The sequence below is a fragment of the Kitasatospora sp. MAP12-44 genome (genome assembly GCF_029892095.1).
GTDB lineage: Bacteria > Actinomycetota > Actinomycetes > Streptomycetales > Streptomycetaceae > Kitasatospora.
Genome location: NZ_JARZAE010000004.1, coordinates 7,542,591 through 7,558,556, shown reverse-complemented (window position 1 = coordinate 7,558,556; position 15,966 = coordinate 7,542,591). Strand labels below are relative to the sequence as shown.

The 15,966-nt window shown below is 70.7% G+C and carries 15 protein-coding genes and 1 pseudogene; 7 read left to right on the top strand and 9 right to left on the bottom strand.

What is annotated here, in order from left to right:
• Positions 1–47 precede the first annotated feature (47 nt).
• On the top strand, positions 48–1,229 hold the full coding sequence (tuf, locus tag P3T34_RS34475; protein WP_280669979.1) for an elongation factor Tu: 1,182 nt from the start codon (positions 48–50) through the stop codon (positions 1,227–1,229).
• Positions 1,230–1,452: 223 nt separating this feature from the next.
• Positions 1,453–1,593, top strand: a pseudogene (locus P3T34_RS34470) (exodeoxyribonuclease III); the annotation flags it as partial.
• An 85-nt stretch (positions 1,594–1,678) separates the two neighbouring features.
• Here the strand turns inward: P3T34_RS34470 and P3T34_RS34465 are convergent.
• Complete coding sequence (locus P3T34_RS34465) at positions 1,679–2,350, bottom strand: helix-turn-helix domain-containing protein (RefSeq protein WP_280669978.1); 672 nt, start codon at positions 2,348–2,350, stop codon at positions 1,679–1,681.
• Between the two features lie 85 nt (positions 2,351–2,435).
• On the opposite strand from P3T34_RS34465, the gene P3T34_RS34460 reads away from it, so the two are divergent.
• The 3 genes from P3T34_RS34460 to P3T34_RS34450 all read left to right on the top strand — a co-directional run bounded on the left by P3T34_RS34460 (position 2,436) and on the right by P3T34_RS34450 (position 4,145).
• The gene (locus tag P3T34_RS34460; protein WP_280669977.1) at positions 2,436–3,110 is read left to right on the top strand and encodes a methyltransferase domain-containing protein; all 675 of its coding nucleotides are present in this window, start codon (positions 2,436–2,438) and stop codon (positions 3,108–3,110) included.
• Positions 3,107–3,325, top strand: coding sequence for a hypothetical protein (locus P3T34_RS34455; RefSeq protein WP_280669976.1), 219 nt, complete (start codon positions 3,107–3,109; stop codon positions 3,323–3,325). Before P3T34_RS34460 ends, P3T34_RS34455 begins: the two co-directional genes overlap by 4 nt.
• Before the next feature lie 280 nt (positions 3,326–3,605).
• Positions 3,606–4,145 (top strand): hypothetical protein, encoded by a 540-nt coding sequence (locus tag P3T34_RS34450; RefSeq protein ID WP_280669975.1) that lies wholly within the window; start codon positions 3,606–3,608, stop codon positions 4,143–4,145.
• 246 nt (positions 4,146–4,391) lie between these two features.
• Here P3T34_RS34450 and P3T34_RS34445 read toward each other — a convergent pair whose 3' ends face one another.
• The 3 genes from P3T34_RS34445 to P3T34_RS34435 are packed head-to-tail and all read right to left on the bottom strand — an operon-like array spanning position 4,392 to position 6,603.
• Positions 4,392–5,762, bottom strand: coding sequence for an aspartate aminotransferase family protein (locus P3T34_RS34445; RefSeq protein WP_280669974.1), 1,371 nt, complete (start codon positions 5,760–5,762; stop codon positions 4,392–4,394).
• Positions 5,759–6,418 carry a cytochrome b N-terminal domain-containing protein gene (locus P3T34_RS34440; protein ID WP_280669973.1) on the bottom strand — a complete coding sequence of 220 codons (660 nt, stop codon included), beginning with the start codon at positions 6,416–6,418 and terminating at the stop codon, positions 5,759–5,761. The genes P3T34_RS34445 and P3T34_RS34440 overlap by 4 nt, the downstream gene beginning before the upstream one ends.
• Positions 6,415–6,603, bottom strand: a complete 189-nt coding sequence (locus P3T34_RS34435; RefSeq protein ID WP_280669972.1) for a hypothetical protein — start codon at positions 6,601–6,603, stop codon at positions 6,415–6,417. The genes P3T34_RS34440 and P3T34_RS34435 overlap by 4 nt, the downstream gene beginning before the upstream one ends.
• Positions 6,604–6,906: 303 nt before the next feature.
• Between P3T34_RS34435 and P3T34_RS34430 the strand changes: the two genes are divergently transcribed.
• Positions 6,907–7,911, top strand: coding sequence for a hypothetical protein (locus P3T34_RS34430; protein ID WP_280669971.1), 1,005 nt, complete (start codon positions 6,907–6,909; stop codon positions 7,909–7,911).
• A 24-nt stretch (positions 7,912–7,935) separates the two neighbouring features.
• Here the strand turns inward: P3T34_RS34430 and P3T34_RS34425 are convergent, their stop codons facing one another.
• From P3T34_RS34425 to P3T34_RS34405, 5 genes are all read right to left on the bottom strand, one after another.
• Positions 7,936–8,631: a pyridoxamine 5'-phosphate oxidase family protein gene (locus tag P3T34_RS34425; RefSeq protein ID WP_280669970.1), complete on the bottom strand. Its 696-nt coding sequence runs from the start codon at positions 8,629–8,631 to the stop codon at positions 7,936–7,938.
• Positions 8,632–8,874: 243 nt separating this feature from the next.
• Positions 8,875–11,193: a hypothetical protein gene (locus P3T34_RS34420; protein WP_280669969.1), complete on the bottom strand. Its 2,319-nt coding sequence runs from the start codon at positions 11,191–11,193 to the stop codon at positions 8,875–8,877.
• A gap of 89 nt (positions 11,194–11,282) precedes the next feature.
• Positions 11,283–12,323 carry an ABC transporter permease gene (locus P3T34_RS34415; protein ID WP_280669968.1) on the bottom strand — a complete coding sequence of 347 codons (1,041 nt, stop codon included), beginning with the start codon at positions 12,321–12,323 and terminating at the stop codon, positions 11,283–11,285.
• Positions 12,320–13,915 (bottom strand): sugar ABC transporter ATP-binding protein, encoded by a 1,596-nt coding sequence (locus P3T34_RS34410; RefSeq protein ID WP_280669967.1) that lies wholly within the window; start codon positions 13,913–13,915, stop codon positions 12,320–12,322. The genes P3T34_RS34415 and P3T34_RS34410 overlap by 4 nt, the downstream gene beginning before the upstream one ends.
• A gap of 4 nt (positions 13,916–13,919) precedes the next feature.
• Positions 13,920–14,966, bottom strand: a complete 1,047-nt coding sequence (locus P3T34_RS34405; protein ID WP_280669966.1) for a substrate-binding domain-containing protein — start codon at positions 14,964–14,966, stop codon at positions 13,920–13,922.
• Between the two features lie 175 nt (positions 14,967–15,141).
• Between P3T34_RS34405 and P3T34_RS34400 the strand changes: the two genes are divergently transcribed.
• Entirely contained in the window at positions 15,142–15,909 is a 768-nt protein-coding gene (locus P3T34_RS34400) for an SDR family oxidoreductase (protein ID WP_280669965.1), read from the top strand.
• The last annotated feature ends 57 nt before the right edge of the window (positions 15,910–15,966 follow it).

The following is a 15,966-nucleotide window of genomic DNA, read 5'->3' as shown; positions in this document are numbered from 1 at the left end:
GCTGAGGTTCCGTCACCATGCATTCGACTCGCAGGGAAGATCCCGCCATGGCCAAGCAGGCCTTCGTGCGCACCAAGCCGCACCTCAACATCGGCACCATAGGTCACGTCGACCACGGCAAGACCACCCTCACCGCCGCCATCACCAAGGTCCTCGCCGAGCGCGGCGGCGGCACATTCGTCCCCTTCGACCGGATCGACCGTGCCCCGGAGGAGGCCGCCCGCGGCATCACCATCAACATCGCCCACGTCGAGTACGAGACGGCCACCCGCCACTACGCCCACGTGGACATGCCCGGCCACGCCGACTTCGTGAAGAACATGATCACCGGCGCCGCCCAGCTGGACGGCGCGATCCTGGTCGTCTCCGCGCAGGACGGTGTGATGCCGCAGACCTCCGAGCACGTGCTGCTGGCCCGTCAGGTCGGCGTCGAGCACGTCGTCGTCGCGCTCAACAAGGCCGACGCCGGCGACCCCGAACTGCTGGAGCTGGTCGAGTTGGAGGTCCGCGAGCTGCTGACCACCCACGGCTACGAGGGCGGCGGGCTGCCCGTCGTCCGGGTGTCCGGGCTGCGGGCGCTGGAGGGCGACCCGCAGTGGTCGGCGGCCCTGCTGGAACTGCTGGACGCGGTGGACGAGTACGTCCCGACTCCCGTGCGGTACACGGACGCGCCGTTCCTGCTGCCGATCGAGAACGTGCTGACCATCACCGGTCGCGGCACGGTCGTGACCGGCGCGGTCGAGCGCGGCCGGGTGCGGATGGGCGACCGGGTGGAGGTCCTCGGCTACGGCTCGGACCTGGAGTCCGTCGTCACCGGCGTCGAGACCTTCGGGCGGACGATGGAGTGCGCGGAGGCGGGCGACAACGTCGCGCTGCTGCTGCGCGGCGTGCAGCGCGGGCAGATCCGGCGCGGTCAGGTCGTCGCCGCGGTCGGCAGCGCCTCGGTGCACACCCGCTTCACCGCTCGGGTGCACCTGCTGTCGACGGCGGAGGGCGGCCGCCGCACGCCGATCACCAGCGGCTACCGCCCGCAGTTCTACCTGCGGACGGGCGACGTGGTCGGCGACGTCGAGCTGCGCGAGGGCACCTCGGTGGCGCGGCCGGGTGACACCGTCGACGTTACGGTGACGCTCGGCCAGCCCGTACCGCTGGAGCCCGGCCTCGGCTTCGCCGTCCGCGAGGGCGGCCGGACCGTCGCCGCGGGCACGGTACAGACCGTCTCCGAGTAACCGCCCTGCAACTGGCCAGACTTGAGTCTCAACCCCGCCGAGACCACTTCTCGACGGGGTTGAGACTCAGGCTGACCCGACAAAACGGGACGGCTCACCCAAGGCTGACAGAGAGGGGGAAGGACTGCGGCACTACTCATCATCAGCGTCTCCAGGTCGGGTCACCGACGGCACGAGAGCTCAGTGTGCCTGACCTGGGAAGATGCCTGGAAAAGATGCGTCGACCCGCTGGCGGATCGACTACCTGATGGCCAGTCAGAATCTCGCGTCCACGTGCATCTCGGCCCACGTCGAGCGGGCCGCGACCCACGCCGAGCGCTGGTCCGACCACGCGCCCGTGACAGCCGTCTTCGACTTCGGGTGAGCTGACTCTCCGCGCGCACCCGATCGCCGTTGTGCTCCGCGAGCGGGTGCGGTGCACCTGTGGCGTGCGGGCGGTCGCTGGCCGTTCAGGCGAGCGGGTGCTGCGCTGACGGTTGTGCCGCCGACGGTTGTGCCGCGGCTGGAATGAGGAGCCCTGCGGCCATGGCGGCGATCGCGGCGTCCAGGCGGTTGCGCGCGTCCTCGGGCATGGCGGCCAGCCGCAGCGGGCGGGCGGAGATCAGCGAGACCAGCAGCCACGCGGCTGCGCCGGGGTCCGCGTCCGCACGGATGTCCCCCGTCACCTGGCCGTGGCGCAGCGCGTCGGCGAGCGCGTCGGCGATTCGGCGCACCGCGGCCTGGCCGGCCTGCGCGACAGCCGGCTCGGCGGCGGGGGCCACCGAGTCGGCGAACAGGACGCCGAGCGAGCCCTGGGCGTGCAGCTGGTCGAGGTGGGCGGGCGAGAGCACCTCGGCCACCAGGGCGGCGACGGGGGTCCCGGTGGCCACCGCGTCGGCGAGTTCGGCGCAGATCCGGGTGGCGGTGAGGTCGACCACGGCGGCGAACAGGGCCGCCTTGGAGCCGAAGTTCTGGAAGACGACCGGCTCGGTGACGCCGACCCGGGCGGCGACCTCGGAGACTTTGCCGCGCTGGTAGCCGCGTTCGGCGAACACCCCGATCGCGGCGGCCAGGATCGAGGCGCGCCGGTCCTCGGCGCTGAGGCGGGTGCGGCGCGGCGTGGTGGGCGTAGGCGAGGTCACCCCGTCATCGTAAACGGCCTTGCCAAGGAAACTTAGTGACGACTAAGGTCAGTGTTCTTAGTCGTCACTAAGTTAGGAGAACGGCATGGGACTGGCACGCCTGCTGCACGGAGATCCGCAGGCCGACACCGACGGCATCACCATCGCCCACGGCCCGGGCTACGAGCTCTTCGGGAACGTCGCCTTCGGCGGCCGCCGCAACCACGTCTTCACCCGGCTCGCCGAGATCAGCGGCGCCCGCCCCGGCGACCGCGCCCTCGACCTCGGTTGCGGGACCGGCTACCTCACCCAGCGCATGGCCAGGGTCGTCTCCCCCACAGGCACCGCGCTCGGCCTCGACCCGTCCGCCCAAGTCGTCGAACACGCCCGCAAGCTGGCCGCGAAGCAGCCCAACTGCACCTTCGAGCGCGGGATCGCCGAACAGCTCGACGCCGGCGACGACTCGTTCGACGTCGTGGTCAGCAGCCTGATGGTCCATCATCTGCCCGCACCCGTACGCCCGCAGGCGGTGGCCGAGATGTACCGGGTACTGCGCCCGGGTGGACGCCTGATGATCGCCGACTTCCGGCCCCCCAAGGGTCGCGTCGGCCGCCACCTGGTCGGCGCCGTCACCGGACCCGCGATGGAGAACAACCCGATCGACCTGCTGGAGGGACTGGTCCGCGACGCCCGATTCGACGAGGTCAGCGCCGGGGACCTGTACCCGTGGATCCGCTACGTGACCGCGGCCAAGCCCGCCACCCGGGGGGCCGCCCGATGAACCGTCAGCCCGCCGGCCTACGCGCGGTCCGGCTCGCCGCGATCCCGCTGGCCGTGGTCGGCCTCGGCCTGCACCTGTGGCTCGGCACCAAGGTCGGCCTCGCCATCGCCGCCGCCGGCCTGCTGGCCCACCTCGCCGCCGGCCTGCTCGGCCGCCGCTGGCTGCGCCGACGCGACGGCGCCGGATCCGCCCGCGTGACCGGCCACCAGCACTGACCGCCTCGGGCCGACCACCGCCGACCACCGCGCCGCGAGCGGCGGCCCAGGGCCGCCGTGGATCCGGGCCCGCATGAGCACCCGGATCCACGGCGGTGCCCCGCAGCTGCTACGCCATCGACCCGGAGCCCTCGGACGTGGATCACGCAGTCCACCAGGTCAAGGATTGAGTGGTGCAGTCACACGAAAGGGTTCTTCAGCAGGATTCGCCAGGCCCCATCCGATCGGTGGTCTACCCTACGAACGTGCCGCCCGCTGCCGATGTTTGAGGAGGAGTCCTGTGTCATCGCCCTGTGACCCCGAGTTCGCTTCTGTCGGCGATGTGAGCGCAGCGCTGATGGTGATCGACTCCCGACTCAAAGCCGTCTACGACGGCAAGACCGAGACGGAGCCCGAACAGCAGCAGCTGATCGACCAGTTCGCCGCCTCCTTGGGCCCTACGGGGGCCGATGCGCTGCTGGACGGCGCGTGCACGCTCATTTACATGTTTATGAGCTGGCTGCGGGCGGCCTGTGAGGACCACGACGAGGACGTCATCGAGTACGTGGTGCCCAACCTCGTGGCCACGATGCGCATGATGCCCAAGACCTTCCGTCCCGAGACCATCCCCACCATGGCCGGCCTGCTCGTCGCCGCAGGCACCGGCCTGAGCCCCAATCTCTGGCGCGCGCAGTACGGTTACTGGACCAAGGCCGAGATGAATCCTCTGGAAGCCACGGCCGTCCTGCTCGCGGACCAGATCAACCGGATGGCCGGCGACGACCACGACTTCGCCACCCGCTTGATCACCGAGACCCTGTCCATGTCGGACCAGGGCTGATGACTTGACGGGAGTCGGCGACGTCTTCAGATGGCCGATCACGGCAGTGCGGTGGTGTCGGGCTCGTCGCGGGCGATGCCGTCCCAGACCGCCGTCCTCCGTGGCGATCTTCACGGATGGTGATCGTCGCGGAACCGTACGCACCCGCGCAAAGCGGCGTCACCCGAACGGGTAAGGCATATCGGAAGGCCGTCGACCTGGGAGGAATCCCAGGTCGACGGCCCTTTCCGGTGGGGTGGGAGCTGGTCAGCGGAGTGTGGCGAAGGCTTCGTCGATCGCTGTGCAGGTGGCCTCGACGTCCTGGTCGGTCAGCGCGGCGGAGATGAACCAGCAGGCCAGTCCGTACGCGTTGATGTGGATGCCGCGTTCGAGCAGGGCGTACTGGAACGCGTCGTAGCGACGCTGGTCCAGCGTGAGGGTGTCGCGGTACTGCTTGGTCGGGGTGCCGTCGGCGGAGAACACCACCTGGAACATCGCACCGACGCCCTGTACCGCGCACGGGACGCCATGGTCGTGTGCGGACCGCTGAACGGCTTCCATGATGCGTCGGCCGGCCGAGTCGATCCGGTTGATGACCGCCGGGTCGGAGAGCCGGGTGAGGGTGACCAGGGCGGCGGTGGCGCAGAGCGGGGACCCGTTGTAGGTGCCGCCGTGCTTGACGCGGTTGGCAGCGACCTCGCCCATGATGTCCGCCCGTCCGGCGAAGGCGGCGATGGGCAGCCCGCCACCGAGTGCCTTGGAGTAGACCGCCAGGTCGGGCACGACGCCGAAGAGGTCCTGCGCGCCGCCGGGGCCGGTGCGGAATCCGGTGCAGACCTCGTCGAAGACCAGGACGAGCCCGCGCCGGGTGCACTCCTCGCGCAGTGTCTCCAGATAGCCGGGCGCCGGCATGGTGCAGGCGTTGTTGGCGACGATCGGCTCGCAGATCACCGCCGCGATGTCGCCGCGATGTGCGTCCAGTACCGAGCGGAGCGCCTCTGCGTCGTTCCACGGGCAGACCACCACGTCGTCCACCACGCCTGCGGGGATTCCAGGGGAGTGCGGCACTGCCGTGGGAGAGCCGTAGGGGCCCACCTCCGCACTGGAAGGCCGGTTGGAGATCGCGAGCGTGTCCACCCAACCGTGGTAGTGGCCCTCGAACTTCAGGATCTTGGAGCGTCCGGTGAAGCCGCGGGCCGCCCGGATCGCGCCCTGGACCGCCTCCGAGCCGGAGTTGGCATAGCGCACCAGGTCGGCACAGGGGACCATCTGCTTGATCAGTTCGGCCAGTTCGACCTCTGGACGGTTGCAGGTCCCGAACATCGTGCCGGTTGCCAGGACGGCGCCCAGCTCCCGGGCCATGGTGGGATCGGCGTGGCCGATGACGGCGCTGCCGTAGGAGATCAGAAAGTCCACGTACTCGTTGCCGTCGGCGTCCCAGATGTGCGCCCCGGAGCCGCGTTCGATGTAGAGGGGGTGCGGCCGCGAGCCGGTGGAGGTCATCCGGGAGGACGAACTGATGCCGCCGGCAAGGGACTTCTTCGCCCGCGCGATGGTGAACTCCTTGAGCAGGTCGTACGGGCGAGTGGGGAACGCGGCGGACTCGGGCTCCGCCGCACGGCGGGAGAGCGGTTTCACGGCCGCCCCTGGACGGCGCCCGGTTCCGGGAGCGCGGCGTCGATCGGCGGCACGATCCCGCGGCGACGGACCAGCAGGACGTGCAGGCCGGTCAGCGCGCCCAGGGCGAGGGGCAGCAGCACGATGTGCCACATGAGCATCTGGCCGAAGTCCAGGACGTTGAACCAGGCACCGATGCCGACCGCGTTGAGGCCGTCCTTGGCCTGCCCGGAGATCCACTGCGAGTCGAAGTTCTGCTGCGTCAGATAGCCGGTGAAGGCGGCGCCGACCGAGGCGAGGAAGCAGACCGCCCCGGTCATCCACGTCATCGCCCGCCGACCGCGCCAAGCGGCCATGAAGAACTTGCCCCACAGGTGGATCACCATGAAGAACATGAACAGCTCCACACCCCACAGGTGCAGACTGTTGACGTACTTCCCGACGCCGGAGACGTGCCACCAGCCGGGGCCGTCCAGGGCGAGCAGGCATCCGGTGGCGACCACCACGACCAGCGCCGACACGGTGAGCACGCCGAAGACGTAGATCCACGAGGCCATGTACGCGGGCTGGGTGTCGGGCAGCAGCTTCTCCGGCGGGAGGGTGCGGACGGCGTACCGGCGTACCGCCCCGGTCCACCCGCCGGGGCGGACGTCCCTTGACGTCGCGGGGTCGCTCACCTGCGCCCCCGCCCCTTCGGGAACGGCAGCAGCACCGCCGCGACGAAGACCAGCACCATCAGGCCGACGACGACCAGGTTCGCCACCGAGATCTGCACCACGCCCCAATGGACGTAATGCCCGGTGTGGTTGAGATCCACGGGCGCTGCGAGCACTCGCTCCGCAGACGCCGCTGCCACCGCCATGGTCGGCCCCTTTCCTGGGCAGGTACGGCGTCAGTCTCGCCCGGCCTCAGGGGAACGGCACGCCGGTGCGGAGCCGAACGGCCGAGCCGCAGCTCGGCCGGTCCAGGATCGCTGCGGCGACCCGACAGGCTGACCCTGAATGCGTGGCACCTTCTCACCATGGCCGCCACCGCAGAGCCCGCGTGCCGTAGGACGGCGCCGGAGGGACCATGGGACTGACAAGAGCACCGACGGTGGGATGAGCTGCGCCGGCCGGGCCGACTCCTGGACGGACGACCTCGCGCGGGCAAGGAGCGAGCGACCATGACCATGCAAGCCCTCACCCCCGACGAACTGCGCCTGCTGGCCGAGGCCGGCGGAGCGGCGCCGTCGCTGCACAACAGCCAGCCGTGGCTCTTCCGACCAACCTCCGACGCGCGGGGCCTGTGCCTGTCCGCCGATCCGCAGCGGGCCGTACCCCTCACCGACCCCGACGGCCGGGCCCTGCACATCTCGCTGGGCGCGGCCCTGTTCAACCTGCGTCTCGCCGCCCTCCACCTCGGACGGGAGCCGTCGGTACGACTGCTTCCCGACGGAGGCGACCCGCACCTGGCCGCCGTTCTGGACCTCTCCCAGCCCGCCGCCGACCCACAGCCCTACGGCCGGGACCTCTATCCGGCGATCACGCAGCGCCACTCCAGCCGTCAGCCGTTCGCCAACCGCGACGTCCCCGAGACGGTGCTCGGCGAGCTGATGGCGGCGGCCCTCGACGAGGGCGTGGCGCTGTCCCCGCTGGAGGAGGACGGAGTGCGTCGGGTCCTGTCACTGACCGCCCAGGCCGAACGGCGAACGGACGCCGACCTGGCCCGGATGGCCGAGACCCGCAGCTGGCTGCGGCTGGAGCAGCCCGCAACGGACGGCATCCCGCAGGCCGCGCTCGGCCCGCAGGACCACGAGGCCCACATGCCCATGCGCAGCTACACCGGCCGCCCATCGAGGGACGCCGCACAGTCCCAGCGCTTCGAGGCACTGCCCCAGCTGGCCACCCTCACCACCCATGCCGACCTGCCGGCCGACTGGCTTCGCGCCGGCCAGGCGATGGAGCGCGTGTGGCTGCTGGCCACCGTCGAAGGTGTCCGCGTCTCGGTGTTGCACCAGGCCGTCGAGTGGCCCGACACCCGCTGGGGTCTGCGCGACCCGGCCGAGGGCCCCGGTCACGTCCAGCTCGTCCTGCGCCTGGGCTACGGGCCGCCCGGATCATCCACGCCCCGCCGCCCGGTCGCGCAGACGCTGGACCTGAGCACCCTCCGGAACATGCCGGTGGGCTGAGCGGCCCCGACGGCTCTGACCCGCTCAGACCGGGCGAATGATCCGGCCGGTGACGCGGGTCGGGTTGATCCGGACCCAGAGGTCACGCCTGCCACCCGCCCAGGGCTCCGCCGCGGACTGCTCCATCAGGCGCTGGACTGCTGCGGGCTCGGTGATGTGCTCGACCGTCCCGACGACCACGACACTCCACCCCCGGCTGTGGGCCTCATCGATCTGGTCCACCTCGAAGGCCACCTCGCCGCCCGGCTCGGCCGCGGTCACGGTGCCGGGGGCCGTGCGGTAGACGACAGTTCCGCCGAGGACGGTGTAGTTGACCGGGACGATGGCGGGCCCGTCGGGCGTGCACAGCGCCAAGCGGCCGATCCCGTGTGTGCCGAGCCGGTCGCGGGACTCCTCGGGACCCAGTTTCCACAGCGCCTGCCCGGATGCCGCGTCGCCCTGCCCGGGCGGGCCGTCACCGCCGCCGTCCAGCAGTTCCCGTGGCGTCGTCTCCAGAGCTGCCGCCAGTCGGTGCACACCGTCGCTGTCGAAGTCGCCGCCGAGCTCCTCCAGAAGCTGAAGGTAGCGCGGCGCCATGTCAGCCCGTCTCGCCAGCTGCTCGTGGGTGAGTCCGAGCTGTCGGCGGCGCTGCGCCACCCGCTGGGCGAACCCGCCCTGGCGGCCCGCAGTCGAACCGCCGGACCCGCCGGACCCGCCGGACGGCGTGGTGTCCTCGCTCACGACCGATCACCTCCTCCCATCGAGCATGACACCGGCGGCGCAGAGAGGCTGTCCGGGGCAACCGTGAGCGACACCGCGGCGTCGGCCTGGCGGCGACAGCCGGTCCGGCCCACCGCGGAAGGGCGGCCCACCATCAGCATCGGAGTTCCGCGCCTGGGGTGGCCCCGCGCGGGCGGCCAAGCGGACGCCGCGTCCGGCACCGGAGGACACCGGTGCCGGACGCGGCGGACGGACGACGGGATGTCAGACGTGCCCGGAGCCTGCGGGGGTGCTCGTCAGCGCCAGCGTGCTGTCCAGCTTCTGCCAGTTGCCGGACGGTCCGGCACCGACGCGGTACCACTGCCACAGGCTGTTGTCGGCGCCGCGGGCGTAGACGTTGGCGCGGCCCGCGACCTCGGCCGCAGTCGGAGCGCCGGTGATGACCTGGCCGCCGAGGCTGTACCAGCTGCTGGTCCAGCCGCCGCCGGCCGTCCAGTTGAGTTCGCCGACCGTGCCGCCGGTCTGCGCGGCGAATACGTCGATCTGACCGGGGGCGGCGCTGGCCGCGGTGGGGGACGACGTCAGCGTGCCGCCGAGGCTCGTCCAGTCGGTCCAGGCACCGCTGACGTAGCTCCTCTGCCACAGAGCGTTGTCAGTGCCGCGGACGAAGACGTCGACGCGGTTCAGCGATGCCACTGCGGCTGGGGTTCCGGTGAACGTGCCGGGGCCGGTGGCGGTGTTCGGGCCGCCCAGGTCGGTCCAGTTGGGCGTCCACCCGACGTTCGGGCTGTTGGCCGAACCGGAGGCGGGGACCTGCTGGTAGGTCTTCTGCCACAGGGCGCCGTCAGTGCCGCGGACGAACACGTCGATGCGGTCCTGCCCCAGGCTCGCCGCGGCCGGGCTGGCCGACAGGGTGCCGCCGAGGCTGACCCAGGCGCCCCAGGCGCCGTCGGTGTAGCTGTCCTCCCACAGGGCGTTGTCGCCGCCCCGGACGAAGACGTCGGTGCCGGACGGCGAGGACACCACCGCCGGGTCGCCCTGCATCGAGCCGGGGCCGGTGGAGCCGGCGACGCCCAGCGACAGGGACTGCCACGCCGACCACGAACTGCCGTTCCAGTTCTTCTGGTTCAGGCCCGAGGCGTCGGCGGCGAACACCGTCTCCGGCTGCTGCTCAGTGCCGCCGGTCAGCTTCAGCATCACCGACTGGTGGGCGGCCAGGGTGAAGGACAGGGAGCCGGTCTGGCTCAAGGTGCCCAGTCCGGCGCCGGAGTACAGGTTCTGCACCGACGGGCTGCCCAGCAGATCCAGGCCCTGCGTCGTGAACGAGTACGTCGTGGCCGAGGTGCCGGTGTTCAGCAGCAGTACGGCTCGGCTCCCGGACGCCGCGAGCTGCTTGGACCACACCTGGACGGCGCCGTTGGTGAGGACCTTCTGGCCCTGGTGGTCGGCGCTGTCCTGGTCGACGCCGATGACGGCCGGGTTGCCGATGATGCCGGCGACGGCCGGGGTGAGGTTCGCGACGTCGGTCGACAGCACGAGCGGCGCGCCTTGAATGGCCCACATGCCGAAGTAGGACTGCTGCTCGTCAGGGGTGAGCCCGTAGAGCGTGCCGCCGTTGGACTGCTGCTGACCGGTGGTCGGGTTGTCGCCGAAGCCGGGCCCGATGAGCAGGTAGTCCGGGTCGTTGTACTGTCCCGCAGCTTCGTTGCTGGGGTGGTCGTTCAACGAGAAGTTGTTCTGCACGTTGTCGAAGTTGATCCAGGAGGAGCCGCCGTTGGACGGGGTCCCGTAGCCGTTCGCGAAGCTGATGTCGCGTCCGGTGCGCCAGGTGCGCCCGGCCGCGCCGCCCCAGACCGACGGGTTGTCCGGGCCGCCCTGCCCCCATTCGCAGATCTCCAGGGCCATCGGGTGCGACACCCCGCCCGTGGTCTTGGCGCCGGCCATCAGGCTGCCCCAGGCCTCGTAGTCGGCCATGGTCGAGCCGTAGGCCGACGGCACGCCGCCGCAGTGGTCGACCTTGGCCCAGTCGAAGCCCCACGTGGCGAAGGTCGTGACGTCGGCGGCCTCGTGGCCGCCGCTGCCGTTCTGGCCGCCGCAGCCGGTGGTCCCCGTGTCGGTGTAGATGCCGGCGTTCAGCCCGAGCGAGTGGATGTAGCCGGTGAGGTCGCTCATCGAGTTGAGAGTCACGGACGGCACAGTGGTGCCGTTGGACAGGGTGAGCGACTTGGTCCGATAGCCCGACAGGAAGGTCGAGTTGGGGACGATGTTCCCGTTGGCGTCGCGGCCGGCGGACCCGTTGGTCCACCAGCCGCCGTCCATGCCGACGTTCTTGTAGCCGAGGTCGGCCATGCTCTGATGGCCGCCCGAGCCGTTGAGCGGAAGATTGGCGTTCGGCGTGGCGAGACTGGCGGCCTCGTCGGCGATGTTCTGCGAGTCGTAGTTGTTGTTGAAGAAGTACCAGGAGTTCCAGCCCATCGGCGCCGTCGCGGTGCCGAAGACGCCGGGCGGGACCATCGCCGCGGCGGGCGGGGCGGAGACGGTACTCAGCGCCGTCAGTGAGACCGCGGCTACGGCGAGGCTCAAGGCGGCTCTTGCCGTGCGTGCGGTGCGCGTGTGAGGGGACATGCAGTCACGCTCCCTGGGAGTGGGGGTGGGGGTGCAGCAGGAGCTGGTTACGCAGGCAGCCCGACGGCGCGTTCGCCCGCTCGGCGCTGCTGGATGACGACGGCGGCGACCAGCAGGCTGCCCTGGGCGACGTTCTGCCAGAAGGCGTTGATGCCCTGGACGGTGAGGCCGTTCTGGAGGGCGCCGAGCAGGGCGACGGCGAGGAGGGTGCCGCCGATGCCACCCCTGCCGCCCTTGAGGGCGCAGCCGCCGAGGGCGGCGGCGGTGATGGACTGGAGTTCGAGGCCTTCGCTGCCGGAGACGGGCTGGCCGGAGCCGGTGCGGGCGGTGAGCAGAACGCCGGCGGCGGCGGCGACCATGCCGCTGAGTGCGTAGACGGCGATGAGGTACTTGTTGAGGTTGATGCCGGCCAGTCGGGCGGCGGTGTCGTTGCCGCCGATGGCGAAGATATTGCGGCCGATGTCGGTGTACTTCAGTAGGACGTGGACGGCTGCTGCGACGAGGAGCAGCAGCCAGACCATGACGGGCAGGCCGGCGATCTTTCCGCGGCTCAGGAAGACGAACAGGCTGTCGTTGAGGACGTAGCCCTGCGCGGCGCCGTTGGAGATCAGCTGCGCGATGCCCTTGTAGGCCGCCAGGCCCGCCAGGGTGGCGATGGTCGCGTTGACCCGGCCGTAGATGATGATGGCGCCGTTGAGCATGCCGATCACGGCACCGATGGCGATGGCGGCACCGATCCCGAGGAGGGCGTTCGAGCCGGTCGCGGTGAAGACCATGGCACTGGTGACGGACGCGAGGCCGGCCTGTGAGCCGACGGAGATGTCGAGCGCGCCGCAGATGATCACGACGGTCTGGACGACCGCGAGGAGGCCGGAGATGGTGACGGCTTCGGCGATGACCTGGATGTTGTCCCAGCTGAGGTAGTTGGGGTTGAGCGACCCGAACAGGGCGAGCACGAGGGCCATGGCGCCGATCAGGGCCAGGTTCTGGCCGCCCGCCTTGGCCAGCCAGGTGCGTGCGGTGGCGGCCGGGGTCGGTCGGTCACCGAGGTCGTCGGGCTCTCGGTCGACGGAAAGGGCGGTCGTCATCGGGTGCCTCCGGGGGCCGGGCCGGTTCCGGTGCGAGGTGCCGTGGTGGTCTCGTGCGGAAGGTCGAGGGTGAGGTCGTCGGCCATGGCGAGGGCGAGGATCGCCTCTTCGGTGGCCTGGGTGTGGTCGAGGTGACCGGTGACGCGGCCGTTCTGCATGACGAGGACGCGATCGGCGAGGCCGAGGACCTCCGGGAGCTCGGAGGAGATCACCAGGATGGCGGTGCCTGCTCGGGCGAGGTCGGCGATGATCTGGTAGATCTCGGCCTTGGCGCCGATGTCGACGCCGCGGGTGGGCTCGTCGAGGATCAGCAGGGCGGGCCCCAGGGCGAGCCAGCGGGCAAGGACGACCTTCTGCTGGTTGCCGCCTGACAGGGTCCGGACCTCGGACTCGATGGAGGGGGCGCGCACGCGCAGGCGGTCCGCGTACTCCTGGGCGAGTGCCTTCTCCCGGCCGCGGTTGACGAACCGCCAGCGGCGCAGCCGGCCGAGGCTCACCAGCGAGGTGTTGTCGCGGATGGTGCGCTGGAGGAACAGGGCCTGGGCCTTGCGCTCCTCGGGGGCGAGGCCGATTCCGCAGCGGATCGCGTCGCGTGGTCCGCGCAGGCGCACCACGCTTCCGTCGACGCGGATGGTTCCGGAGCGCACGGGTGTGTCGCCGGCCAGCGCGAGGGCGAGTTCGGAGCGTCCGGCGCCGATGAGTCCGGCCAGGGCGACGACCTCGCCGGCTCTCACCTGCAGACTCACGTCGTGGACGTCGTCGGTGGTGAGGTTGTCGACCTGGAGGACGACGCGGTCGGTGGCGACGTGCTGGCGTGCGAAGAGAGTGGACAGGTCGCGGCCGACCATGAGGCGCACGACTTCGCCCTCGTCGGTGGTCCTGGCATCGACGGTGCCGGCGACGGTGCCGTCGCGTAGGACGGCGATCCGGTCGGCGAGCCGGAAGATCTCCTTCATGCGGTGGGACACGTAGATGACCGCGATGCCCGCGTCGCGCAGTCGGCCGATGAGGGCGAACAGGGCGTCGACCTCGTGGTCGGACAGGGAGGAGGTGGGCTCGTCGAAGGCGATGGCCCGCGCTGCTGTGTCGCCGGTCAGCGCGCGCAGGATCTCCACCAGCTGCCGCTGTGCGGCGGTGAGTTGGTACCCGAGCAGGTCGGGGTCGAGGACCTTGTCGAAGCCGAGGCGTTCGAGGTCGGCGGTGATCCGGCGGCGCAGTTCGGCTCGGTCGAGTCGCCGGCCCGCGCGTCGGGGCAGGGAGCCCGCGTAGACGTTCTCGGCGACGGAGACATGCGGGATGATCTCCGGCTCCTGCGGGATGATGCGGATTCCGGCCCGTCGGGCGTCGATCGGCGAGTCGAGGTCGAGGACCTGGCCGTCCAGCAGGACGCGGCCCTCGGTGGGCTGGTGGTCGCCGGTGAGAATGCGCAGGAGGGTGGACTTGCCGGCGCCGTTCTCGCCCATGAGGGCGGTGACCTGACCGGGTGGGAAGTGCAGGGTGACGTCTCGCAGAGCCTGGACGGGGCCGAATCGCTTGGTGATCGCTTCGGCCGCCAGCCCGGCCCCGGACGCTGCTGCGCTGGGAACGGTCATCTGCTCAGCTGCACTTCACGCCGGCGGACTGCCAGGTGGTGGCGTCGACCATGGTGGTGGGGGCGAAGGCCTCCTGCGGGAAGGGCTTGCCGTTCTTGAGCTTGTCGTACATCGTCTGGACGGCGAGCGCGCCAATGTCGCGTCCGTTGATGAACAGGGAGGCCTTCATGCCCGACGGCGTGCCGGCGCCCCAGTCCTTGCAGGCCAGATAGGCGCCGAGGCCGACACCGTCGATGTTGTCGGGGGTGACGCCCGCGTTCTGCAAGGCCGTCACGCCGCCCTGCACGTTCTCGTCGTTGCAGCCCCAGATGACCCAGTGCTTGACGCCCGGGTTGGCGGTCAGCGTTGCCGCGACCTTGTCCTGGGCGCCGGTCGGAGTGTTGTCGGTGGCCACGTCGATGTTCTGCACGTCGGCGCCGGCACCGCTGTTGAAGGCGTCCTTGGCGGCCTTCACGCGGTCACCGCAGACGGTGACGTCCTGCTGCCAGGCCGAGATGATCCGGGTGTCGGCGGCGTTCCAGCCGGCCTTCTTGAACTCCTCGGCGGCGCGCTTGCCGACCTCGGCACCCATCTGCTGCCCGGAGAAGCCGATCCGCGGGACCAGGTCGGCCGGGGCGCAGTTGGCCGGGGTCGGGCCGTTGGCACAGACCTGGTCGTCGGAGGTGAGCAGCGCGACATTGGCGTCCTTGGCCATCTGCACGACCTGCGGACCCACCGCCGGGTCGGGGACGACGACGATCAGGCCGTTGCTCTTCTGCGCGATCGCGGACTGGACGTCGCTGACGGTCTGGTTGGCGTCGTTGCCCAGGTTGACCACCTTCAGGTCGATGCCCAGAGCGGCGGCCTTCGCCTTCGCGCCGTTGGCCTCATCGACGAAGTACTGCTGGTCGCCCTGCTTCTGCAGATAGGTCAGGGAGATCTTCCCGCTGACCGGAGCGACCGACGCCGTGCCGGCGGCACCGGAGGTCTGACCGGTCGAACACGCCGTCAGGCCGAGAACGACGGCTGCGCCCAGGACAGCGGCAGCGCCACGGGTGCGTGCAGTGAACATGTCGAGCTCCAAGAAGGGGGTTCTTCGGGAGTGAAGAAGAGGTGGGTGGTCCGGAACTGTGACGGCCTCCGCCCGCTCGGCGTCTCGCCTGTCGTCCTGGGCTCGAATCTTGGGACCCGGCAACCAGCACTGTCAAGATATTTGCATAATTAATCACAAGCGCTACGGTGGCGTTGTGACTGAGCAGATCTGTCGAAGATTCCAGGGCCGTGTCGCCCTGATCACCGGTGCCGCCAGCGGCATCGGCGCCGCCACCGCGCGGCGGCTGGCCGCCGAGGGTGCGTCCGTCGTCGCCGTCGACATCGCCGATCCGGCCGGCCGGGCCGTTGTCGAGGCGATCACCGAGGAGGGCGGGCAGGCCGAGTACCGGCACGGCGACGTGACCTCCGCCGCGATGTGGGACGAGTTGGCCGCGCACGTGCACAGCCGCTACGGACGGCTGGACGTGCTGCACAGCAACGCCTACGCCGTGGTGGTCAAACCCGCCCACGAGCTGACCGAAGTCGAGTGGGACACCCAGCTCGCGGTCACCCTCAAGGCCTCCTGGCTGGCGATCCGCGCCTTCGCCGGGACCCTGCGCGACAGCGACGGCTCGGTGGTGCTCACCTCCTCGGTGCACGCGCTGGTCGGCCTGCCGGGGCACCCGGCGTACGCCGCCGCCAAGGGCGCCCTGTGTGCGATGGGCCGTCAACTCGCCGTCGAGTACGGCCCGCAGGTGCGGGTCAACACCGTCGTCCCCGGGCCGATCATGACCGCGGCCTGGGACCGGGTGGACGATGCGAGCCGGGCCGACAGCGTCGCCGAGACGGTCACCAAGCGCTTCGGCCGGCCCGAGGAGGTCGCGGCGGCCGTGGCCTTCCTCGCCTCCTCGGACGCCTCCTACATCACCGGTACGAACCTGGTGGTGGACGGCGGCTGGTCCGTCGTCAAAGCATCCTCGTGAGCACGTACATGATCGACGCGCCGGCCACCGGGCCGCGCGGAGCAACGGAAAGGGAGC